Genomic DNA, 23266 nt, shown 5'->3' with positions numbered 1-23266 from the left:
GTGTCATCGCACGCAGAACATCGTGGTGTCCATCTGCCACGCCTCGCTCGGCACGATCGTCGCCTGGGCGCCGAAGGTCGCCAGGTTGGCGGGGCGACCGGCCGAGTTCGGCCGGATCTGCTGCAGGTGCGTGCCGGGCAGCACGGTCGCCCCGGCGAGCCCGGAGAGCGCCGACCCGGACGGGCAGGCCGCCGGGACCTGCTTCTGACTGGTCGTCCCGGCCGGCGACGAGAACGACACCCGCTGCTGCTTGAAGTCGTCGAGCAGGTTGTTCGGCTTGGCACACACCGAATATCCGGTGACCGCGTACATGCCGCTGTAGCCGTCCGCGTCGGGCTTGGCGAACGCCGAGGCCCCGGTCGCCAGCGTGCCGCTGGAGTTCGTGAACATCCCCAGGTCCATCTGCCCGCCGGCGTTGTCGATCTTCCCGCCGGCGCCGATCAGCAGCTTGCCGGCCGGGCACGGTGCGAACGCCTGGTCGGTGCCGCCGGTCCGCCGCGGGTTCGGCTGCTTGACGATCTCGATGGCGGCACTGGCCGGCGGCGTCGCGCAGAACGCGAACACCTGGAAACTCCAGTTGCCGGCGATGCCGAACTGATCGGCCTCGGCGGTCACCTGGAAGCTGTCCCGGGCAGTGAGGTTCTGGATCGGCTGCATCTCGGTGATCACCGCGTGGATGCCTCCCACGGTGAAGGCACCGCCGCCGGTGACCCGCTCGCCCGGGTTGCAGAAGGTGCTGAACGACTTCTTCGGCTGGGCGTCGGGTGTGGACTGCGAGACCACCGCCCGGACGGTCCCGAACGGCAGCGTCGCGGCCGCCGCCGGTGTGGCCCCGACCGTCGCCAACCCCGACAGTGCCAGGCCGGCGACCAGCAGGGCCGCCCCGAATCTCGGATAACTCAAACGCACGTTTCCCCCTCGTGTGGTTCGGTCGACCGACCTTGACGCACCCCACTGGGCAGACGATGGGCAACTGATGGGAGAACGGGATGGCTGAACCCGCGGAGATCGAGGCCCTGCTGCGCCTCATGCCGCCCGAGACGGCGAGCGACACCACCGTCGACTGGGACCTGATCACCGCGTCGTGGGGGACCGCCTTCCCGGCGGCGTACCGGCGCTTCATCACCCTCTACGGAGCGGGGGCGATCCAGGACTACCTGGTGATCGGCGAACCGGAGCCCTGGGCCGAGCCCCCGACCGGCGACGACAACGACATGCGGGCCGGCACGGCGTTCGCCCGGGTCCTGTGGGCCGAGTCCCGCAAGGACCCGGCACTGGACGGCACGAGTCCCCGGCTGATCCTGTGGGGTCTGGACTCCAGCGGCGACAACCTGTGCTGGGACGCGTCCGGTCCGGACCCGGAGCGGTGGCCGGTGCTGGTCTATGACCGGGGCGAGAGCATCTGGCGGCGCTACGACTGCGGCATGGTCGAGTTCCTGGTCCGGCATCTGCGCGGGGACTTCGCCGGCTGCCCGCTGGGCGACGTGTACCTGTTCGGCCGGGGGAGCGCGATGTTCCTGACCCGGACGGAGTATCGGCGCCGCCTGCGGTCCGGCGTAGACCCGTGGACCGGCGAGCCCGACCCGTACGCCGGTATGTACCACTACGGATAGCACGAGGCGGGCCCCGCGCTCATCGGTCGGTGGACAGCGGCAGCCGCACCGCGACCGCACCGTGGCTGTCCGGCCGGATGTGGACGCTGCCGTCGTGCCGCCGGGTGATCTCCGCGACGATGGCCAGGCCCAGGCCGGAATGGTCGCCGTCCGGGCGGCCGGTGACGAACGGGGCGAAGGCGTGCGCCACGATGTCCGGTGCGAACCCGGGGCCGTCGTCGAGAACGGTCACGACCGCGGTGCGGCCCTCGACCGCGATCCGCACCGTCACCGCCGTGCCGGCGTAGTCGATCGCGTTGGCGACCAGCGCGGTGCAGAGCCGGGCGAGCGCTGCCCCGCTGCCCCGGACCACGGCCCGCTCCGCTGATCCGGAACGGTCGAGGGTGATCCCACGAGCCTGGGCCCGCTCGCGCATCGCGGCGACGACCGCGTCCGCGGTCGCTATCAGATCAACCGGATCGTCGTCGGTCGCGGTGCGCGGGTCGGCGGCGACCAGGAGGTCGTCGAGGATCCTGGTCACCGTACGGGAGTCGCGCGTCATCTCGTCGAGCGCCGCCGCGACCTCGGCGGGCACGTCGTCGCGGTGCTGGTGGGTCAGCAGCTGCGCCCGCGTGCTGAGCAGCGTGAGCGGCGTGCGGAGCTCGTGACTGGCGGCCGCCACGAACCGGCGCTGACCGGCCAGGGCCTCGGCCATCGGGCGGATCGCGCGCCGGGCCATCACGTGCGCGGCGAGCACGGCGACACCCAGCGCGGCGCCCCCGGCCAGCAGCAGCACGTAGGCCAGCCGTCGCAGGCTCTCCTCGTTGCGGTGCCCCTCGGCGGTGACCTGGACGACCCGGTCGCCGCGCCGGGTGGTGCGGGTGGTGTAGTCACGGCCGGCCACGGTGCGTTCCCGCACGACCGGGTCGTCGCCCGCGAACACCCGTCGCGCCGCGTCCCGATCGACGAGCCCGGCCGGTTGCCCGTCGGGCACCGTCACCGTGCCGCTGCCGGAAGCTGTGCCGCTGTCGACAGCGGTGCCGCCGTCGAAAACGGTCACGAAGATGCCGCTCGGTGCGATCTGCGCGGTGTCGAGCTGCGACGCCTCCCACAGATCCTTCTCGGTCACCGCATCCATGCTGATCTTGAAAAGGACGAGGACCAGCCCGAGCACGATGACGAGCAGGAGTGCCATCAGGGCCGCGAACTGCACGGTGAGCCGGGCCGACGCCCTGGCCAGCTCGGGTTGCTTCGGCGTCATCGCAGCGGGCCCAGCCGGTAGCCGATGCCCCGGACGGTGTGCACCGCGGTGCGGCCGAGCTTGCGGCGCAGATAGTGCACGTACGTGTCGACCACCCCCGGGTCGGTCGCGTCGGGGAAGACCACGGCCAGCAGGTCGCCCCGGCCGAACACCTGCTGGTGCCGCCGCGCCAGGCGTTCCAGCAGACGCGCCTCCCCGTCGGAGAGGGCGATCAGCCCGGCGGCGGTGGTCACCGTGCGGGCCGCCGTGTCGAAGTCGCCGCCCGGCACCGCGAGCACCGGGGACACGGTCTCGTGGCGGCGCACCAGCGCCCGGATCCGGGCGAGGAGTTCCGCGAGGTCGAACGGTTTCGCCAGGTAGTCCTCCGCGCCCCGGTCGAGGCCGGCCACCCGGTCGGCCGGGTTGCCCAGCGCCGAGAGCACCAGCACCGGCGTGCGGACGCCGCGACCGCGCAACCGGGTCAGCACGTCGAGACCCTCGATCGCGGGCAGCCCCCGGTCGAGCACCAGGACCTCGAACCGGCGGGTGAGCCCCTCGTGCAGCGCCCGCTGGCCGTCGCTCGCGTGTGTCACGTCGTAGCCCTCGCCGCCGAACAGGCTGATCAGCATGGCCGCCAGCCGCGGGTCGTCCTCGGCGAGAAGCAGGCGCGGGCGCTCGGGCACAGCAGGATCGTAGACAACGGCGCTCACCAGTCGAACCTCTCCAGGTGGATCTGCGCGGCCGGCAGACCGGTGGCGCGCGCGTCCCGGACGACGGCGTCGGCCCAGGCCGGCGGCCCGCAGACGTACAGATCAGAATCCGACAGGTCCGGAAAAACCTTTTCGATCACATTCCCTTCCTGTACGGCCTGGGCCGACATCCACGAGTCACCGCCCGGCGCCCGCGACCCGGGCATCAGGACGAGCCGGCTCCCCGTCGTCGCGGCCAGCGCGCTCACCTCGTCCCACAGGTACCGGTCGTCCTCGCCCCTGCCCCGCAACACGATCGTCGCCTCGCTGGGCTGGAGCCGGGAGTCCTCCAGCAGGGCCCGTACCGGGGTGACGCCGACACCCGCCGCGACGACCGCCAGCCGTGGGCTGCGGCGCGCCGCGGCGGTGAAGACGCCGAACACCCCGGCGAAGCCCACCCGGGTGCCCGGGCGCACCCGGCTGATCCGGTCGCTGCCCTTGCCCAGCGCCCGCACCGTGATCCGCGCCGTGGTCGCGGTCGGCACCGCCGACAGCGAGACCGGGTGCCCGTGGAACCACGTGGCGCGGGTCCAGAACCGCCAGATGGCGTACTGCCCGCCCGCGGCGCGCAGCCGGTCCAGGCGCCGCCCGGCGAGGTGGATGGAGACTACGTCCGGGGCGATGCGCTCGACGTGGGTGACCCGCAGGCCGTGCCGCGCGCTGCGCACGATCGGGACGACGACCCGGAAGACCAGCATCGCGCCGAAGGCGATCGCGTAGAGGGTCAGCCAGTACACGTACCGGTTCGAGCGGGGGTCGAGGACCGCGCCGTCCATGCTCTGGTGCGGCAGGGCCATCACGATGCCGAGGTAGCTGAGCGCGTGCACGGCGAACCAGGCCTCGTGGCTGAACCACCGCCGGATCGCCGCCACGGCCGAGGTCACCACGACGACGAGGAACGTCGCCAGCCCGAGGTAGGCCAGCCCGGTGTCGTCGGGGCCGCCGATCAGGGCCAGGGTCTCGGCGGCGACGTTGCGGCCGTTCTCGGTGGCACGTCCGACGGTCAGCAGGGCGAAGTGCGCGAGGATCAGGTAGAGCGCGGGCTCGCCGAGGGTGCGGTGCCAGGCCAGCGCGACGTCGTGGCCGACGATCCGGTCGACGAGCGGGACCCGGGCGGCGAGGAAGACCATCACCAGCACCAGGTCGGTGCCGATCAGCCCGGCCATGGTGCCCGCCGAGGTCAGTGCCGTGCCCGGGGTGAGCCGCTCCGGGCCGCCCCAGAGCCCGAAGAGCACAACCGTCATCGCGACGGTCAGCCAGAAGACGGCCTTCAGCAGGCCGGTCGCCCGGGCCCGGCGATCCGAGCGGCGCCGGCGTCCGTCGTCCGGCAGGGTTTGCATCGTCATGGGAGAACTCGCTTCGCCAGAGACTGCTTTCGATCACCTCAGAATCTGGCGGGCGAATCTTCCAGGTTTCTTGGAACGTGCCGGCGACCGGAACCACATCCACTCTGATGGATGCTTGAGTGGATCTTCAGGTAGATCTAGGCTCGTGGGCGGGTGTTTGAAACGTTCAAATCCTCTGGACGTCGTCGCCCCGCTCCCAGGAGGCCCGCATGGCCGCTCCCGCGCCACTCCCTGCCCAAAAACTGTCCCGTCGTACCGTGCTCGGTGGCGCCGCCACCGTTCTCGCCGCCGCCGCGTTCCCCGCCACCGGGGCCGACGCGGCCGTTCTCCCTCAGATCCCGCTCCCGGCACCCGCGAGTCTCGAGGGCGCCCAGTGGATCTGGCACCCCGGCAGCACCACCGAGGCCGGCACCCGTTACCTGCGCCGGGAATTCACCGTCCCGGCCGGGCCCTACACCGACGCCCAGCTCGTCGTCACCGGCGACGACACCGTGGACGTCTGGCTCAACGACACCTGGCTGACCGGTTCACCCCGGGTCGCCGACGCCTGGAAGCAGGCGCGCTACGTCGACCTGGGCGCCGCCCTGCGCCCCGGTCTCAACACCCTGCGGATCGCGGTGCGCAACACCAGCACCGGACCGGCCGGGCTGCTCGGCCGGCTGCGCGTCAGCACCGCCGCCGGCACCGTCGACCTGGTCACCGACGGGTCGTGGCAGGCCGCGGCCGCCGTACCCGAGACCTGGGTGACCGCGAGTGTCCTCGGCGCCTACGGGATCGCGCCGTGGAACCGGCAGGTGGCCGCACCGCCCTCCGGGGCGGCGTCGCCGGTCACCCTGGCCGGGCTGACCACCCAGCGGCGGACCAGCCCGCTCGGCATCGACGCGGTGGCGCCACTGTTCGGCTGGCGGCTGGCCGCCACCGTCGCCGGTCAGATCCAGGGCCGCTACCAGGTCACCGTCGGCACCCAGGCCACCGGCGCCGACGTGTGGGACAGCGGCCAGGTCGCGTCCGGTGACAGCGTCGACGTGGCCTACGGCGGCCCGCGGCTGGCGAGCAACCGGACCTATCACTGGCGGGTTCGGGTCTGGGACGCGCAGGGCCGGCCGAGCCCGTGGAGCGCCCCGGCCACCTTCGACACCGGCCTCTACGACCCGGGCACCGAGTGGAAGGCCGCCTTCATCGGCGCCCCGTCGACCGCGAACCTGACCGGAGCGAGCTGGATCTGGTACCCCGAGGGCGACCCGGCCAGCAGCGCGCCCGCCGACACCCGGTACTTCCGGCGCACCGTCGACCTGACGCCGTCCGGCCGGGCGGTGCTCGTCGTCACCGGCGACGACACCGCCGACGTCTGGGTCAACGGCACCCAGGTCAGCGCGTCCCGCCGGGTCACCGACTCGTGGAAGCGGGCCACCACGATCGACGTGACCGCCGCGCTGCGGGCCGGCGGCAACACCCTCGCGATCGCGGGCACCAACACCAGCGCGGGACCGGCCGGCGTGATCGCGAAGCTGACCGTCGGGTCCACGGTGGTCGTCACCGACGCCGGCTGGAAGAGCGCGACGAGCGCGCCGGCCGGCTGGGAACAGCCCGGGTTCGACGACGCTGCCTGGCCCGGGGCGCAGGTCACCGCGGCGTCCGGGGCAGGACCGTGGGGCACGTCGGTGGCGGTCCCGCGCCCCACCCCGTACGTGAGCAAGGGTTTTGTGATCGCGAAGCCGATCGCCCGGGCACGGTTGTTCGCGACGGCGCTCGGGCTGCACGAGACCTACCTGAACGGTACGAAGGTCGGCGACGACCGGCTCGCGCCCGGATGGACCGACTACCGCAAACGCGTGCAGTACCGGGTCCACGACGTGACCGCGGCGCTCAAGCAGGGCGGCAACACGCTCGGCGCGCTGATCGGCAACGGCTGGTACTCCGGCAACGTCGGGTTCGCCGGCACCGCGATCTACGGCGCCACGCCCTGGTACTCGGCCCGGCTCGCCGTCGAGTACACCGACGGCACCACCGCCGAGGTGCTCACCGACGGCTCGTGGACCGTGACCGCCAGCACGATCGTCGACGACGACCTCTACCAGGGCGAGAACCAGGACGCCCGGATCACCCCCGGCACGGGCACGCCGGTGACCGTGCGAGCCGAGGCGCTGCCGCCACTTGTCGCCCAGGTCGACCCGGGCGTCACGGTCCAGAAGGACCTCACCCCGGTCGCGATCACCCAGCCGAAGCCGGGCGTGTGGATCGCCGACCTGGGCCAGAACTTCACCGGCTGGAACCGCCTGCGGGTCACCGGCCCGGCCGGTACGAAGGTCACCCTGCGCCACGGCGAGGTGCTCAACCCGGACGGCACGCTCTACACCACCAACCTGCGCGCCGCCCAGGCCACCGACACGTTCACCCTGGCCGGCACCGGCGCCGCCGAGGTGTTCGAACCGCACTTCACCGTGCACGGCTACCGGTACGTCGAGATCACCGGCTTCCCGGGCACCCCGGTCGCCGGCTCGCTGACCGGCCGGGCCGCGTGGACCGCCGGCGCCGAGACCGGCACGTTCAGCACCAGCGACCCCCTCGTGAACCAGCTCGCCCACAACATCCTGTGGGGCGCGCGCTCCAACATGCTCTCGATACCGACCGACTGCCCGCAGCGCGACGAACGGCTCGGCTGGACCGGCGACATCGCGGCGTTCAGCGCCACGGCGACGTTCGGGTTCGACACCCACGGGCTGCTCACCAAGTTCGCCGACGACCTGGTCGACGCGCAGCAGGCCGACGGGGCGTTCACCGACGTGGCGCCCGCGGTGATCGGAGGCGCCGGCAAGGCGGGCTGGGCCGACGCCGGCGTGATCGTGCCGTACAACATCTGGCAGCGCTACGGCGACCTGTCCGTCGTGGACCGGCACTACGACGCGATGCGCCGCTACGTCGACTTCCTCCGGGCGACCGCCGGCACCGATCTGATCCGCAACCAGGAGACGTTCGGCGACTGGCTGAACGTCAACGACAACACCCCGAACGACGTGACAAGTACGGCGTACTTCGGCTGGTCGGCCCGGCTGCTGTCGCGGATGGCCGCGGCCACCGGGCGGGCCGCCGACGCCACCGCCTACGGCACGCTCGCCGACCGGATCGGGGCCGCGTTCACCACGCGGTTCGTGGCCGCGGACGGGACGGTGGGCAGCGGCAGCCAGACCGGGTACGTGCTGGCGCTCGGGTTCGGCCTGGTGCCGCCGGCCCGGGTGCAGGCGGTGGCGGATCGGCTCGCGGCCGCGGTCGCCGCGCGGGACGGGCACCTGTCGGTCGGCTTCATGGGCGTGGAGAACCTGCTGCCGGTGCTCGCCGGGCACGGGCACGTCGACACCGCGTACCGGATCCTGCTGCAGCCCGGTTATCCCGGCTGGGGCTGGATGAGCGCGAAGGGCGCGACGACGATCTGGGAACGCTGGGACGGCATCACCACCGACGGCGGCTTCCAGGACCCGGGGATGAACTCGTTCAACCACTACGGGCTCGGCTCGGTCGGCGACTGGCTCTACCGGGAGGTCGGTGGTCTCGGGCCGGCGTCGCCCGGCTACCGGCAGGTCCTCGTCGCGCCCAGGCCCGGCGGTCCGCTCACGACCGCTGCGGCGTCTCTCACCACGGCGTACGGCGTGAGCAGCTCGTCCTGGCGCCGCACCGGCGCGGCCCTGGCCCTCGAGGTGGTGGTCCCGCCGAACGCCACCGCCGTGGTCCGGGTACCGGCCGGCTCGGCGGCGGCGGTGACCGCCCCGGCCGAGGCGGTGCCGCAGGGCTACGCGAACGGAGTGGCGTCGTACACGGTCGGCTCCGGCAAGTACACCTTCACGGTCTCCTGACCGTTCCCGGTGCGGCCGCGGTCCTCCCGCGGCCGCACCGGCGCCTCACTCGTACCTTCCGTGGCCGCGCTGGCGGCTCACTCGTACCTTCCGCGGCCGCACTGGCGGCTTACTCGTACCGAAGCTCTTCGGTCCGCGTCACGCGGCGGATCGCGGGCAGCAGCACCGCCACCGTGGTGACCAGCACCAGCCCCGCGCCGACCGCGACCGGGGTGAGGATCGTCGCCGCGGCGAAGCGGATCGGGATCTCCGACAGCCGCATCAGCAGCGCGCCGAGGACCGCCCCGGCGCCGGCGGCGAGCGCGAGGCCGGCGACCACCGGCACCGCCACCTGCAGCAGCACCGAAGCGATGACCGTGCCGTCGCGGGCGCCGACCGCGGACAGCACGCCGAGGATGCGCCGCCGCTCGTGCAGCCGGGCGGTGACGTCGAGCAGCAGCCCGGCCGCCATCATCAGCATGATCAGCGTGGAGCCGATGTCGAGGGCGGTCCGCAGCGACCCGAACTTGTCGGCCTCCGGCACCATCGCGGTGAACATGGCCAGCGGCTCGACCTCGGCGGCGACCCCGCGCACCTGCCCGGCCACGTCGGCCGGCTCACCGGTGGTGAACATCCGGGTCTCGACGAAGCTCGGCTCGACGCCGGCCAGCCGCGCGGGCATGGTGGTCAGCAGCACGCTGGGCCCGGTGCTCCCCGCTTCGGTGCCGGTCAGCGTCGCGCGGCGGGCGTGCGCCGGGACCGGGATCGTCGGGCCCGCAACCGGCTCGGTGTCGCTGATGTCGAGGGTCATCGTCCGGCCCACCCGCCCGGCGGTGAACGCGTCCCCGGGCTTGCACCCGGCCAGGGCGGCGATCTGGCGCAGCGCCGCACAGTCTCCGACGATCAGGTAACCCACGTAACTGTCGCCGCCGATCAGCCCGTACTTGGCCACGGTCCCGGCCCGGACGCCGTCGACCCGCTCGAACGCCGCGGTGCGCTCGCGCATGGCCTCGGGGCTCTGCCGGCCCCAGGCCTGCAGGAGGAACGCCGGGTCGGCCGGGTCGGTCGGCCCGTAGCGGTACCCCTCGGCCGCACCGAACAGCGACTGCAGGGCGATCGCCCCGGCCACCGCGACCACGATGCCGCTGACCGCCCGGGTCGAACCGGTCGGGTTGCGCCGCAGCTGTTGCGAGGCGAGCTGCCACGACACCGAGCCGCCGGGCAGCACCCGGGCCACCAGCGGCACCAGGTACGGCAGCAGTGGCACCAGCGCCGCGATCAGCAGCACCAGGCCGGCCCCGGTCCGCTCCTCGCCGAGATCGGTGCGGCCGAGCAGGATCGGGTAGAGCAGGGCCAGGCTCGCCACCAGCGGAATCAGCCGCCACCACAGCCGGCCGTTCCAGGTCGCCGCCTGGCGCAGCACCCCGAGCGGTTCGACCGTGACACCGCGGAAGCTCAGCAGGGTGACCCCGGCGGACAGCGCCATGACCACCGCCACCACGAGGACGGCCAGCACCGGCACCGGGTGCACGTCGGAGGGGTAGACGCTGATGTCGAAGAGCCAGAAGCGGGCGATCTGGCTGCGCACCGCCAGGTACAGCGCCGTGCCGAGCAGCAGGCCGAGCCCGGCCGGCACCAGGCTCTCGCCGACGGCCATCCGCAGCACCGCCCGGCTGTCCGCGCCGATCAGCCGGATCGCGGCCAGCCGCCGGTCGCGGGTGTCCCCGCCGAACCGCAGCGCGGCCCCGATGAAGATCGCCACCGGCAGCAGCAGGGTGGCCAGCAGGACCGCCACGAGCACGTACGTGCCGGTGCCGGGAGCGGGCTCCTCGGGGAAACCGAACCGGTCCACCCGCCAGGAACCCCGCTGGACCAGGGTCGTCGCCCGCTGGTACCCGGCGTAGTAGGCGAACTCGTGCGGCCCGGACAGCCCGATCGGCGCGATGGTGCCGACGATGTCGTACGGCATCTGCCGGCGCAGGGTCGCCCCGTCCGGCCCGGCCAGGGCCGCCCGCAGTGCCGGGGACACGTACATCTGCTGGTCCGCGGGGAACGCCGGGACACCCGGTGGCAGCGGCGCGTCGGGCACCTCCGGCCAGATCAGCCGCGCGCGGATCGGGTTGTCCCGCCACTGCGCGTCGGCGCTCGCGACGATCGTGGTCCGCCCGGCCGGGATCACCTCGCCGCGCACGTAGTCCGAGCGGGCCTCGGTGCGCTGGTGCCGGGTGTCGAGCATGACCGGCGCCGACGCCGCGAACAGCAACCCGGCCGCGCCGATCGCGACGCCCAGGGTCGCCATCGCGGTGCGGATCCCGCCGCGGCGCCCACCGGCGAACGCCAGCCGGACCCCGAGACCCAGCTCGGCCAGGATCCGCCTCATCGCACACCGGCTCTACTGGAACTGCGGCCGTCGCGGACGACCACGCCGCGGTCCGCGTAGGCGGCGACCCGCGCGTCGTGGGTGACCAGCACGACCGCGGCGCCGGTCGCCCGGGCCGCGTCGGTGAGCAGGTCCATCACCTGCTCACCGGTGACCGAGTCGAGTGCGCCGGTCGGCTCGTCCGCGAAGATCACTTTCGGTCCGGTGACCAGGGCGCGCGCCACCGCGACCCGTTGCTGCTGGCCGCCGGAGAGCTCACCGGGCCGGGCCGGGGCCTTCTCGGCCAGGCCGAGCCGGTCCATCAGCCCGGCGGCGCGGCGCTCGGCCACCCGGCGGGCGACGCCGTCGAGGCGCAGCGGCAGGGCGACGTTCTGCAGGGCGGTCAACTCCGGCACCAGCTGTCCGAATTGGAACACGAAGCCGAACTCGCGACGGCGTACCGCGCTGCGCTTGACGTCGCCGAGCGCGAAGAGGTCCTGCCCGGCGTAGGTGACCAGGCCACCGTCCGGCGCGGTCAGCCCGGCGGCGCAGTGCAGCAGGGTCGACTTGCCGGACCCGGACGGGCCCATCACCGACACGATCTCGCCGGCGTGCACGGCCAGGTCCGCGCCGGTCAGGGCGGTCGTCGTGCCGTACGTCTTGTGCAGCTGCTCGGCCACCAGCAGCGCGCTCATCGCCGGACCTGCCCGGCCAGCTCGTCGAGGACCGTCGTGGTGTGCTCCAGCCAGCGCAGATCCGCCTCCAGGTGGAACAGCGCGTGGTCGCAGATCAGCCGGTCGGCGAGGTCACCGGCCCGCTTGCGCCGGGTCAGCTCCCGCATCGCCACCAGGTGCTCCTCGCGCTGCACGTCCAGCACGTCGGCCGCCGACCGCCCGGTCAGCAGCGCGCCGATCACCTTGGCGTAGAGCGCGCTCTGCAGATACTGATCAGGCTTCTCGGGCGCGGCGAGCCACCGCTGCACGTCGGTGACCCCGGCCTCGGTGATCGTGTACCGCTTCCGGTCCGGCCCACCCTCCCCGTCGGTCCCGTCGACGGTGACCAGGCCGTTCTTCAGCAGCTTGGCGAGCGTGGTGTACACCTGCCCGTAGTGCAGCGGCCGATCACTGCCGAAGTGCTGGTCGTAGGCGCGCTTGAGGTCGTACCCATGCTGCGGCCGATCCTCGAGCAACGCCAGAAAAGCGGTGGCAATGGTCATGGCGCGTGACTATACACATGGGTACATAGAGGGGCCGCTTTCTCGCCGGAATCGGTCCGGCGCGAGGCAGGCGTCCGCTTCGGGTCAGCCCTATCCGGTACGACTACGGAGCGCTCGTCCGCAGGCTACGAGCCACGTCCCGCCCGTGAGGCCCCGCGAGACCGCTGCCACCCCAGGCCGCAGCGCGCCTCACGGCCCCGGCTGGCGCTGGGGGCTGCCTCAACGCCCCGGAGGCACCCCTGAGCACCAGCCGGGACCGCACGGGAAGGAAAAGGTCACAGAAGTACGGTTCTCAGAACCGTACTTCTGTGACCTGTCGTGCTGGTCAGTCGAGCCACTTCTCCCACGTCGTGCGGTGGGCGTCGACCCACTTCTTGGCGGCGTCGTCGGCGGAGAGGTGGTTCTGGGTCATGTCCTTGGCGACCTCGTTCTGGTCGGCGTTGGTCCACGTCCAGTTCTTGATGAAGGTGGCCGCCGGGCTGCCCGAGTCGACGAACGCCTTGCGGCCGATCTTGTCGAGGTCGTACGGCTGGTAGTCGCAGGCGACCTTGTCGGGGACGCTGTCGCAGCCGGGGGTGTAGTTCGGCAGCGGGATGTGGGTCAGCTGGATGTCCGAGAGCAGCCACTGCGGCGCGTAGAAGTACCCGATCAGCGGGGTCTTGTCCCGCTCGGCCCGGCGGAACGCGGCGATCAGCTTGTCCTCGCTGCCGGCGAAGACCACCGAGTAGTCGAGCTTGAGGTTCTTGATCAGGGCGGCGTCGTTGGTGACGAACGACGGATCGCCGGCCAGGAACTGTCCCTTGCCGCCGGAGCGCGACGTCTTGAACAGGTCGGCGCGGTCGTTGAGCTTGGTCCAGTCGGTGATGTCCGGGTAGGTCTCGGCCATCCACGGCGGGACGTACCAGCCGATGACACCCTTGTTGCCGGTCAGGCCCATCTGCACGGCGACCTTCTGGCCGTCGATGTACTTCTTCTTCAGGTCGTCGTGACCCCAGTTCTCCAGGATCACGTCGATGGTGCCGTCGGACAGCCCGGCCCACGACGTGGTCTCGCTCAGCTCGGTGGTCACCACGCTGCAGCGCAGTTCCGTCTTGAGCAGGTATCCGACCACGGCGACGTTGGCGGCGTACCCCGACCACGGGTTGACCGCGATGTTCACCGTGCCGCAGCCGACCGGGTTGGGCACGCCGGGCGGCGCGACGATCGCCGCCTCGGTGCCCGAGCAGCCGGCCAGCGCCGCGAGACCGAGGGCGGCGAGCGCCCGGGCGAACCGGCGCCTCACCACGTCGACCCCGCCCGCTCCCGGTTCGCGCGCTTGGCCAGGACCTCCTCGGTCAGGGACACCAGCACGCTCTTGACCGATTCCCGGTCACGGGCGTCGCATTGCACCATGGGTACGCCCGGACTGACGCCCAGCGCGTCCCGGACCTCCGACGGGGAGAACTGCTGTCCGCCGGGGAATCGGTTGATACCGACGATGAACGGGATCTCGTGCTCCTCGAAGTAGTCGATCGCGGGGAAGGAGTCCTCGATCCGCCGCGTGTCGACCAGCACGATCGCGCCGAGTGCCCCGGTGACCAGGTCGTCCCAGAGGAACGCGAACCGGTCCTGCCCGGGCGTGCCGAACAGGTAGAGCAGCAGCGCGTCGTCGAGGGTGATCCGGCCGAAGTCGAGCGCGACAGTGGTGGTGGTCTTGCCGGAGACCGCCGAGGTGTCGTCGATACCGATCGACTTCTCGGTCAGCTCGGCCTCGGTGACCAGCGGTTCGATCTCGGAAATAGCACCGACGAAGGTGGTTTTGCCGACCCCGAATCCGCCGCTGATGACGATTTTGACAGCGATGGGGTGCGCTGCCGACGGCTCGCTAGAGCGCCCGGACACGGTCCCTGATCCTTTCGATCAAACTGGTGGAGAACTCCTCGGGCTGTATTTCCACGTCGAGGAACCCTTGAGTGATCAGGTCGGCCACGATCACGCGGACCACGCCGAGCGGCACCCGCAGCGCCACCGCCAGGTCGGCCACCGACATCGGTGACTGCGCGAGCTCGACGATGCGCCGGGACTCGAAGCGCAGCGGGGCCGACAGCGCGGCCGGCGCCGCGCGTAACAACGTCTCGATCCGCAGGCCGTCGTGCAGCGGCTGGGTGCGCCCGTTGGTGAGCATGAACGGACGGATCACCGGATCCTCGTCCATGTCGCCGGAATGCCGCCCGGTGGGCGTCAACGGCCCACCGGCGTACGGGAACAGCTCCGACTCGGAGCCCCACGAGGACTCGCTCATAGCGGCAGGTGTTGCCGGGACTCTGCGATCAGGGCCGGGGTGAGCATGCTGCCGAAGCGGTCGGCGAGCAGCGAGATCTCGTAACCGACCAGCCCGAGGTCGGACTCGCTGCCGGCCACCACGCCGAGGACGCTGCCGCCGGAGATGACCGAGACCAGCAGGAAGCCCCGATGCATCTCGATCATGATGAGCTTCAGGCCGTCGAAGTCGTACCGGCGGGACGCGCTGCGCGCCAGGCTCGCCAGGCTGGAGACGATCGCGGCCAGCTGATCCGCCTCGGCCCGGTTCAGCCCGTCCGAGCTGGCGATCAGCAACCCGTCGGAGGACACCGCCACGGCGTCGCGCACGCCGTCCGTCTGGTGAACGAAGTTGCCGAGCATCCAGTTGAACTGGTGCCGATCCGCCGAGGTGTCAACGCTCATTTTTCTTCTTTCCAGGTTGCTGCCAAGGGGCCATTTCGGAGTGCCGGTCACGGCAACCCCGCGGTTTCGGCGTTACCGCGCTGAATACCACCGCGCAGCGCGTTGAGCCGGTCCCGCACCGCGTCCGGTGAGTCGCTGATCGGGGCCGGCCGGTCGACCGGCGCGGTGCTGGGCGCGTCCGCCCGTGGCTGGGCGCGCTGGGCGCGGGGGATGCGTTTGCGCAGGCCGTTGGGGGTACGAGGAGCGCTGTCGTCGGCGAAGCTGGGCACGGTGTCGTCCATCGCCACGTACTCGATGGCGGCGGGCTGGAACGGCCGGTCGGCCGTGACCACCGCGCTCGCCGCCGGGGCGGGCGCCTTCTCGGCCGTCGGCAGCCGCAGCGGCCGGGCCGACTCGACGGTGGAGGTGACCTGGCGGGCCGGCTGCCGGGACGGCCGGGACGCGCTGATCACCGGCTGGTCGGTCAGGATCTCGGCGGGCAGCGTGATCCGCGCGGTCACCCCGGTCACCGGCGACGGGGTGAGCTGCACGTCGATGCCCATCTGCAGGGCGAGCCGGCCGACCACGTAGTGGCCCAGGAACCGGGCCGGTGCGGTGATGAAGTCGCCCTCGCCGCGCAGCCGGGCGTTGGCCCGCTGCATGTCGTCCGGGGACATCCCGACGCCCTGGTCGGTGATCGCGATCAGGTAACCGGTGCCGATCCGGCGGCCGTGGATCTCCACGTCCATGTCCGGCGGGGAGAACGACAGGCCGTTCTCGATCAGCTCGGCGAGCATGTGCGCGATGCCGCTGACCGTGGAGCCGGCCACCAGCACGTCGTCCACCCGGCGCAGCGTGACCCGGCGGTACTCCTCGACCTCGGAGACCGCGGCGCGGATCACGTCCGGAACCATCAGCGGCTCGGTGAGCTGGCGCGGGCTCGCCGCGCCGACCAGGACCAGCAGGCTCTCGGCGTTGCGGCGCATGCGGGTGGCCAGGTGGTCGAGCTCGAAGAGGTTCGCCAGGCCGGTCGGGCTGGCCTCCTCGCGCTCCAGCTTGGTGATGAAGGCCAGCTGGCGGCGGAGCAGGTTCTGGTTGCGCCGGCCCAGGTTGGCCATCGACTCGGCGGCCGTGCGGCGCAGCTGCGCCTGCTCGGTGGCGAGCGCGTACGCGGTCTCCTGCACCCGGTCGAACGCGTCGGCCACCAGCCGGACCTCGTCGCTGGCGCCGCGGGGCACGAGCACCGGGGGCGGTGGCTCGGTGTCGGCACCGGCCGACACCCGCTGGACCGCATTCGGCAGCTGGGTGCTGGCCAGCTGGTTGGCCTCGCCGGCCAGCAGTGCGAGCGGCCGGGCCACCGACTTCGACGCGACGGTGGCGAGCCAGACCGAGCCGGCCAGGCAGAGCAGCACCGCACCGAGCAGCACACCCATCCGGACCGAGGCGTCGTCCTCGAGCGTCGAGGCGCGCGCCGCGATGACCGAGCCGACGTGGTGCTCCAGCTGCAGCATGTCGTCGAGCACGGTGGTCTGCGCGGACCACCAGGACTGCGGGTTGACCTGGAGGTACTTGCCGTCACCGGAGAGCAGGGCGACCCGCTCGAAGTAGGCCGCCTCCCGGGCCGCGCCGGTGTCCAGGGTGTAGTCCCGGGCCGCCCGCGAGGCGGGGTCCGCGTAGCGGTCGAACGCGGTCAGCGCCGCGTCCTTGGTGGCGCGCATCGTGACGAACTGCAGGAACTCGCCGCGCTTGAAACCGCCGGCCGAGAAGACGCCGTTGAGGAACGCCCGCTCCTGAGCGGTGGCCTCCTTGACGTCGCCGAGCGCCTCCAGCGCGGTCGCGCCCCGGCGCAGCTCCTCGTCGCCGGTGCTGTCCAGGTCGAAGTCGAGGTTGCCGAGCTCGGCGATGCGGTCGGTGTAGTAGCCGATGGTGGCGATCTGCTTGCCGGAGCCGGTGTCGGTGCCGGCCCGGACGCTGGTCAGGCCGTCGAGTTCGCGCACCGCGGCGGCGGTCCGGTTCTCGACATCGTCGTCGTCGGTGATCAGTCGCTGCACCGCGTCCCGGCCCAGGTCGACCTCGTTGCGGGCCCGCTGCAGCTCGGTGCGGAACCCGTCGTTGCCGCCGAGCAGGCCGGCGGCCAGGCCACGTTCGGTCTGCAGGCCCTGGATCAGCTCCTGGACCGCGAGGTCGATGGTGACGGCGTGCGAGGTCGCCGACGCCGTCCGGAAGTTCTCGATCTCGCCGACCGCCACGATGGAGAGCAGCACCAGGGTGGTCGCGACCGGCAGGGCCAGGGTGCGGACCACACGCCGGCGGATCGTGCCGCCGGTCCGGCGACGTGGGGACGTCTGGTGTCGGGGGGCGGCGCTGGGGTCGGGCGGGCTGGTGTGGCCCGGCTCGGTCTGCTCGGCGCCCTCAACGTGGACGGACAAGCGATCAGCTCCTCTGTCGACTGCCTGCCCGGCGAGGTCACGGCCGGCAGACAAAGTCGAAGTGACTACGGAAATACCGTTAAGTTTGTTTAGCGAAGCCGAGAACGGCGCAGCGCAAAATGCGGCCCCCGGGGGAATGGGGCCGATCATTCGCGATCGCCGGAATAGGATCTGCTCTTTGTCCTTGATGGTCAACACCGCGAACCGAAATTTACGGCGCTGCAACCTCTTTATGCAGCGGTGCGATTACTCAAGGTCATCTGGGAGCGCTCTCAGTTGCTGGCTGTGAAACCCGGCGCGGTGGACGGGGACGGGCTTTCCGGGCCCACCACCCGATTACGGCCGCCGTTCTTCGCCTCGTACAGGCGGCGGTCCGCGATTTCCAGCAGCGCGGCGGCCGAGCCGGCCTCGTGGTGCGCGGCGATGCCGATGCTCACGGTGACCCGCAGGCCCGGTGCGATCGGCGTCCAGTCGAACGCCTCGATCAGCTCGCGTAGCCGCTCGGCGACGGCGTCGTCCGGCTCGTCACCCTGGTCGCTCAGCAGCAGGGCGAACTCCTCGCCGCCGTAGCGGGCCGCGTGGTCGGCCGGCCGGCTGGACTGCAGGAGCAACGCGCCGAGCTGACGCAGCACCTGATCGCCGATCTGGTGCGAGTAGCTGTCGTTGACCCGCTTGAAGTGGTCCACGTCGAGCAGCGCGATCGAGTACCGCTGCCCCTCGGTCTCCAGCAGCCGGTCCAGCAGCCGGCGGTTGGCCAGGCCGGTCAACGGGTCCTCGAGGCTCTGCTGCAGCAGGCTCTCGGCGTGCCGGGTCAGCTCCAGATTCGAGTGGTAGAGCTCCTCCGCGCGGGCCCGTTCCCGCATCGCGTAGTCCTGCGCCCGGGACGTCTCCAGGCGGATCGCGGCGATGCTGGCGCTGCGCTGCGCCGCCTCGGAGGCGACCAGGGTGAACAGCGTGTGGAAACGCTTGTGGTACTCCAGGGCGGCGCGAAAGTCGCCGTTCTTCTCGTGCGCCTCGGAAAGGTGCTCGCAGTAATACATCGCGGTGTTGTTGCCCGCGGACAGTTCCAGGGCCTCGGCGAAGAGCCGGGCGGCCTGGTCGTAGTTCTTCAGCGCCAGGTGGACGCATCCGCGGGTGTCCAGCAGATGCGTCACCATGGAGACCGAATCGAGTTCCGGATCGATCTCGATGGTGTCCATCAGCTCCAGCGCCTCGGCCGGGCGGCCGATGAAAGCGAGCCCTTCGGCCAGATTGCCCAGCGCGTTCACCTGGTAATAGCGGTGCCCGCACTGACGGCCGATCTCCATGGCCTCGCGGGCCCGGTCGGCGGCGAGCTGGCCGTAGGAGAGCGCGGCGTCCTCGTTGCCCTCCTCGCGGGCGGCGTAGGCCTGGCCCATGAAGACGCAGGAGATGGTGTCGATCAGGCTGCCGTGCACCGCGACGTCACCGAGCAGCCGCGCGGTCTCGGCGGCCCGCTCGCAGTACTCGATCGACAACTCGTGCTGGCGCAGGCACAGGTGCACGATGCCGATCGCGGTCAGCGCCAGCAGGCGGGGTCGCAGCTCGCCGCTAAGGTCGGCCAGCTCCAGGGCGATCAGGCCCTCGTCGAGCGACTCGGTCAGGTCACCGGTGAGGATCAGGACCCGGGCGATGGTGGAGCGGGCCGAGGACTCACCGGCCAGGTCGCCGAGCTCGTGCCACAACCGGACGGCCTGCAGCCCGACCTCGATGCTCTGCGCGTACCGGTCCAGCCGGTGGTGACAGGCGGAGATGACGGCGAGCGCGTGTGCCCGGACGGCGGGCGTGCCGGCCAGGGTCTCGGCGCGCACGGCGAGCTCCATGGCCGGGGTGTACCGGGCCATGTCGAGGTGCTCCTGCGCCTGAAGGACCATGGACGCCGCGTCGTCCATGGTCTCGATCACAGGCTGAGCGTTCACGCTCGGTTCTATCGGCCGGGAGCGCCCGGAACTGAGCGTCCGGCCCGCGGTCAGCGGCCGTAGCGGTCGTACGAGACGGTCCAGTCGCCGAGGCCGTTCCAGATCTGCAGGGTGCGCGGGCTGTTCTTGACGTCGACCACGTCACCGACGATGAAGTTCTCGTACACCCATTTGGCGTCGGCGGTGCTGAGGTTGACGCAGCCGTGCGACTTGTTCGCCTGGCCCAGCGACCGGTTCCACGGGGCGGCGTGCAGGAACTCGCCCGAATAGGAGATCCGGGTGCAGTACTCGATCTCCTCGTCCCCGTAGTAGTACGGGTTCTTCGGGTCGGTGACGCCGTAGCTCGACGAGCTCATGCTGTGCGTGCGCTCCTTGGAGAGCACGACGTGCGGGCCACCGGCGGTCCAGAAGTTGATCTCCTGGCCCTGCGCGCCCTTGGTGGTGCCGCCCATCCCGAAGCTGCTGGCCATGGTGCGGACCACTTTGCCGTCGATGTAGACCTTCGTCTGGTGCGTCCGGCTGTCGGCGATCGCGATCAGCTGGCGGCCGATCCGGAAGTTGGCCGACGCGTTCTTCTCGCCGTAGACACCGCTGCCCAGGTTCTTGCCGTGGATGTCGACGCTGACCTTGATGCTGGTCCCGCTGGTCCAGTACTTCGCCGGACGCCAGTGCACGGTGCTGTCGTTGACCCAGTAGAACTTGCCCTCGACCGACGGCGACGTGGTGATCGCGATCGCCTTCTCGGCCTTCTCCTTGTCGACGGCCCGGCTGAACGCCACGATCACCGGCTGGCCGGCGCCGTACGTGCCACCGTCCTTGAGCACGTTCAGCGCGTTCGACTGGAACGTGATGTGGGTGAGGTGCTTCGGCTTGACCGTGGCGAAGGTGGAGGTCTGCTCGGTGGCCACGCCGGAGCTGTCCGCGGCGGTCACCACCACTTTGTACGTCTTGTCGTACGAAAGGTCCTCGCTCGAACGCCAGGTCCCGTCGGCCTGGACCGAACCGTCGATCTTCGCCTTGCCCGCCGTGACGGTGACCTTCTGCAGCGTGCCACCCGCCGCGGCGACCGTGATCGGCTTCGTCACACCCCATCCGGTGGCCTTGTCGGCCGGCGTGACGGTCAGTTGGACGGTCGAGGCCGGCGTGCCCTCGGTGACGGGCGCGGCCTGGTCGTCGGAGACCGGCTGGGTCCAGACGGCACTGCCGGCACTGGCCGAGGCGTGTGCGGAACAACCGGCGGCGGTGGCCGTGGCGGCCACTCCGAGAGCGCCGACGATGACCTTGCGTCGCTGAATCATGACTCTCGCAATCGAGGGGTCCGCTGCTGCCCTGGCGGGCCGCACACCCTGTAACACGCGCAGGGGCGGCAAAAGGTTGTCCGCCGAATTTGATCAATCTGCCCAAGTCCACGAACGTTGTCAACCCGTCGATGTCCCAGGTCACGTTTTCGCTGGCAGTGAACACCGGAAGATCCGAGGCCCGGCCGAGGTTGAGCCGCTTGTACTCAACTCCTCGGAGGTACCCGGTGACCAGTAAGCGACTCCCCGTTCTGTTCCTAGAAGACATCGTGCTGCTCCCCGGCATGGTGGTGCCGGTCGAGCTGGACGAGAAGGCCCAGGCGGCCGTGGACGCCGCCCGCACCTCGGCCGACGCCGAGCTCCTGATCGCCCCGCGGCTCGACGACCGGTACGCGTCCTACGGCGTGGTGGCCGTGGTCGAGCGGGTCGGCAAGTTCCGTGGCGGCACGCCCGCCGCCGTGCTGCGCACCGGTGTCCGCGCCAAGATCGGCAGCGGCGTGACCGGCCCCGGCGCGGCGCTCTGGGTCGAGGCCGAGCCGGTCGAGGCCGTCGCCGGCGGCGAGGCTGCCCGTGAGCTGGCCGCCGAGTACAAGCAGCTGGTGGTCTCGGTGCTGCAGCGCCGGGAGGCGTGGCAGGTGCTCGACTCGGTCAGCGCCATCGACGACCCCGGTGACCTGGCCGACACCGCGGGCTGGGCGCCGTACCTGTCCAACGACCGCAAGCGTGAACTGCTGGAGACCCCTGACGTCACGGCCCGGCTGCGGCTGCTGATCGACTGGACCAAGGACTTCCTGGCGGAGTCCGAGGTCAACGACAAGATCGAGACCGACGTACGGGAGTCGGTCGAGAAGCGCAACCGCGAGTACCTGCTGCGCGAACAGCTCAAGGCGATCCGCAAGGAACTCGGCGAGGGCGACGCCGACGGCACCGACGACTACCGGGCCCGGGTCGAAGCGGCCGACCTGCCCGAGCCGATCCGCGAGGCGGCGCTGCGCGAGGTCGACAAGCTGGAACGCGCCGGTGACCAGAACCCCGAGGCCGGCTGGATCCGCACCTGGCTCGACACCGTGCTGGACCTGCCCTGGGCCACGCGTACCACCGACAACACCGATCTCGGCGCGGCCCGCGCGGTGCTCGACGCCGACCACCACGGCCTCGACGAGGTCAAGGAGCGGATCGTCGAGTACCTCGGCGTCCGCGCCCGTCGCGAGTCCCGGGGCCTGACGACCGTCGGCGGCCGCGGCTCCGGCGCGGTGATCCTGCTGGCCGGCCCGCCCGGCGTCGGCAAGACCTCGCTGGGCGAGTCGGTCGCGAAGACCCTCGGCCGCAAGTTCGTCCGGGTCGCCCTGGGCGGCGTGCGCGACGAGGCCGAGATCCGCGGGCACCGGCGCACCTACGTCGGCGCGCTGCCCGGCCGGATCGTACGGGCGATCAAGGAGGCCGGCTCGATGAACCCGGTCGTGCTGCTCGACGAGGTCGACAAGGTCGGCAGCGACTACCGCGGTGACCCGGCAGCGGCACTGCTCGAGGTGCTGGACCCGGCGCAGAACCACACGTTCCGCGACCACTACCTGGACCTCGATCTCGACCTGTCCGACGTGCTGTTCATCGCGACGGCGAACACCCTGGAGACGATCCCGCAGGCGCTGTTCGACCGGATGGAGCTGATCGCGATCGACGGCTACACCGAGAACGACAAGGTCGCCATCGCCCGCGACTTCCTGGTGCCCCGGCAGCTGGAGCGGGCCGCCCTGTCGCCGGGTGAGGTGACGGTGACCGACGACGCGCTGCGCGAGATCGCCGCGAACTACACCCGCGAGGCCGGCGTTCGTACGATGGAAAGGCTTCTGGCCAAGGCGTTCCGTAAGGCCGCGCTCGGATCTCTGCCGGCCACGGTCTCGGCGGGAGATCTGAAAGATCTGATCGGACGGCCGCGCTTCATGCCGGAGTCGGCCGAGCGGACCGCGGTCCCCGGCGTGGCCACCGGCCTGGCGGTGACCGGGATGGGCGGCGACGTGCTCTACATCGAGGCGTCCCTGCTGCCCGGCGACAAGGGTGGGCTGTCCGTTACTGGTCAGCTCGGTGACGTGATGAAGGAGTCCGCGCAGATCGCGCTCTCCTACGTGCGGGCGCACGCCGACGAGCTCGGCATCTCGCCGGAGCAGCTCGATCACCCGATCCACCTGCACGTGCCGGCCGGCGCGGTGCCCAAGGACGGCCCGTCGGCGGGCGTCACCATGACGACCGCGCTGGTCTCGCTGCTGCTCGGACGGAACGTGCGTGCCGAGGTGGGGATGACCGGTGAGGTGTCGCTGACCGGCCGGGTGCTGCCGATCGGCGGGGTGAAGCAGAAACTGCTCGCCGCGCAGCGGGCCGGTCTCACCGAGATCTACCTGCCGCAGCGCAACGAGCCGGACCTCGACGAGGTGCCTCAGGACGTGCTCGCGGCGCTGACCGTGCACATCGTCGCGGACGTCCGCGACATCCTGAAGACCGCTTTGGACCAGGTGTCCGTGGAAGCGGTCGCCGCGGCCTGACGGGCGGGGACGTGGCCGGCGGGGTCTCCCTCGCCGGCCACGTCTCTGTGCCGG

The 23266-nt window shown here is 71.5% G+C and carries 17 protein-coding genes; 3 read left to right on the top strand and 14 right to left on the bottom strand.

Annotation, left to right across the window (positions count from 1 at the left end; genetic code table 11):
• Window positions 1-3: 3 nt before the first annotated feature.
• The gene (locus tag Apa02nite_RS02915; protein ID WP_203823693.1) at window positions 4-903 is read right to left on the bottom strand and encodes a hypothetical protein; all 900 of its coding nucleotides are present in this window, start codon (window positions 901-903) and stop codon (window positions 4-6) included.
• Window positions 904-989: 86 nt separating this feature from the next.
• Between Apa02nite_RS02915 and Apa02nite_RS02910 the strand changes: the two genes are divergently transcribed.
• Window positions 990-1613 (top strand): SMI1/KNR4 family protein, encoded by a 624-nt coding sequence (locus Apa02nite_RS02910; RefSeq protein ID WP_203823692.1) that lies wholly within the window; start codon window positions 990-992, stop codon window positions 1611-1613.
• 19 nt (window positions 1614-1632) lie between these two features.
• Here Apa02nite_RS02910 and Apa02nite_RS02905 read toward each other — a convergent pair whose 3' ends face one another.
• From Apa02nite_RS02905 to Apa02nite_RS02895, 3 genes are read right to left on the bottom strand one after another with little or no spacing between them, the layout of a single operon-like run.
• Window positions 1633-2853 carry a sensor histidine kinase gene (locus Apa02nite_RS02905; protein ID WP_203823691.1) on the bottom strand — a complete coding sequence of 407 codons (1221 nt, stop codon included), beginning with the start codon at window positions 2851-2853 and terminating at the stop codon, window positions 1633-1635.
• Entirely contained in the window at window positions 2850-3515 is a 666-nt protein-coding gene (locus Apa02nite_RS02900; RefSeq protein WP_232343982.1) for a response regulator transcription factor, read from the bottom strand. The genes Apa02nite_RS02905 and Apa02nite_RS02900 overlap by 4 nt, the downstream gene beginning before the upstream one ends.
• Window positions 3516-3538: 23 nt before the next feature.
• Window positions 3539-4927, bottom strand: coding sequence for a ferredoxin reductase family protein (locus Apa02nite_RS02895; RefSeq protein ID WP_203823690.1), 1389 nt, complete (start codon window positions 4925-4927; stop codon window positions 3539-3541).
• Window positions 4928-5136: 209 nt separating this feature from the next.
• Between Apa02nite_RS02895 and Apa02nite_RS02890 the strand changes: the two genes are divergently transcribed.
• Window positions 5137-8775 carry a family 78 glycoside hydrolase catalytic domain gene (locus Apa02nite_RS02890; RefSeq protein WP_203823689.1) on the top strand — a complete coding sequence of 1213 codons (3639 nt, stop codon included), beginning with the start codon at window positions 5137-5139 and terminating at the stop codon, window positions 8773-8775.
• 109 nt (window positions 8776-8884) lie between these two features.
• Here the strand turns inward: Apa02nite_RS02890 and Apa02nite_RS02885 are convergent, their stop codons facing one another.
• From Apa02nite_RS02885 to Apa02nite_RS02840, 10 genes are all read right to left on the bottom strand, one after another.
• On the bottom strand, window positions 8885-11134 hold the full coding sequence (locus Apa02nite_RS02885) for an FtsX-like permease family protein (RefSeq protein ID WP_203823688.1): 2250 nt from the start codon (window positions 11132-11134) through the stop codon (window positions 8885-8887).
• On the bottom strand, window positions 11131-11808 hold the full coding sequence (locus tag Apa02nite_RS02880) for an ABC transporter ATP-binding protein (RefSeq protein ID WP_067687348.1): 678 nt from the start codon (window positions 11806-11808) through the stop codon (window positions 11131-11133). Before Apa02nite_RS02880 ends, Apa02nite_RS02885 begins: the two co-directional genes overlap by 4 nt.
• Window positions 11805-12329, bottom strand: coding sequence for a PadR family transcriptional regulator (locus tag Apa02nite_RS02875; protein ID WP_067687346.1), 525 nt, complete (start codon window positions 12327-12329; stop codon window positions 11805-11807). Before Apa02nite_RS02875 ends, Apa02nite_RS02880 begins: the two co-directional genes overlap by 4 nt.
• A gap of 325 nt (window positions 12330-12654) precedes the next feature.
• On the bottom strand, window positions 12655-13614 hold the full coding sequence (locus tag Apa02nite_RS02870) for an ABC transporter substrate-binding protein (protein ID WP_203823687.1): 960 nt from the start codon (window positions 13612-13614) through the stop codon (window positions 12655-12657).
• Window positions 13608-14210, bottom strand: a complete 603-nt coding sequence (locus Apa02nite_RS02865) for a GTP-binding protein (RefSeq protein WP_067687342.1) — start codon at window positions 14208-14210, stop codon at window positions 13608-13610. Before Apa02nite_RS02865 ends, Apa02nite_RS02870 begins: the two co-directional genes overlap by 7 nt.
• Window positions 14194-14610: a DUF742 domain-containing protein gene (locus Apa02nite_RS02860; protein WP_083971056.1), complete on the bottom strand. Its 417-nt coding sequence runs from the start codon at window positions 14608-14610 to the stop codon at window positions 14194-14196. Before Apa02nite_RS02860 ends, Apa02nite_RS02865 begins: the two co-directional genes overlap by 17 nt.
• Window positions 14607-15032, bottom strand: coding sequence for a roadblock/LC7 domain-containing protein (locus Apa02nite_RS02855; protein ID WP_067687340.1), 426 nt, complete (start codon window positions 15030-15032; stop codon window positions 14607-14609). Before Apa02nite_RS02855 ends, Apa02nite_RS02860 begins: the two co-directional genes overlap by 4 nt.
• A 47-nt stretch (window positions 15033-15079) precedes the next feature.
• Complete coding sequence (locus Apa02nite_RS02850; RefSeq protein WP_239164075.1) at window positions 15080-17440, bottom strand: sensor histidine kinase; 2361 nt, start codon at window positions 17438-17440, stop codon at window positions 15080-15082.
• Window positions 17441-17712: 272 nt separating this feature from the next.
• Window positions 17713-19377: a GGDEF domain-containing protein gene (locus Apa02nite_RS02845; protein WP_203823685.1), complete on the bottom strand. Its 1665-nt coding sequence runs from the start codon at window positions 19375-19377 to the stop codon at window positions 17713-17715.
• 50 nt (window positions 19378-19427) lie between these two features.
• Window positions 19428-20675, bottom strand: coding sequence for a L,D-transpeptidase (locus Apa02nite_RS02840; protein ID WP_203823684.1), 1248 nt, complete (start codon window positions 20673-20675; stop codon window positions 19428-19430).
• 284 nt (window positions 20676-20959) lie between these two features.
• On the opposite strand from Apa02nite_RS02840, the gene lon reads away from it, so the two are divergent.
• On the top strand, window positions 20960-23212 hold the full coding sequence (gene lon, locus Apa02nite_RS02835) for an endopeptidase La (RefSeq protein ID WP_239164084.1): 2253 nt from the start codon (window positions 20960-20962) through the stop codon (window positions 23210-23212).
• Window positions 23213-23266: the final 54 nt, after the last annotated feature.

Source organism: Actinoplanes palleronii (assembly GCF_016862315.1).
GTDB classification, from domain to species: Bacteria; Actinomycetota; Actinomycetes; order Mycobacteriales; family Micromonosporaceae; genus Actinoplanes; species Actinoplanes palleronii.
This window is presented reverse-complemented; position numbering and strand designations above follow the sequence as displayed.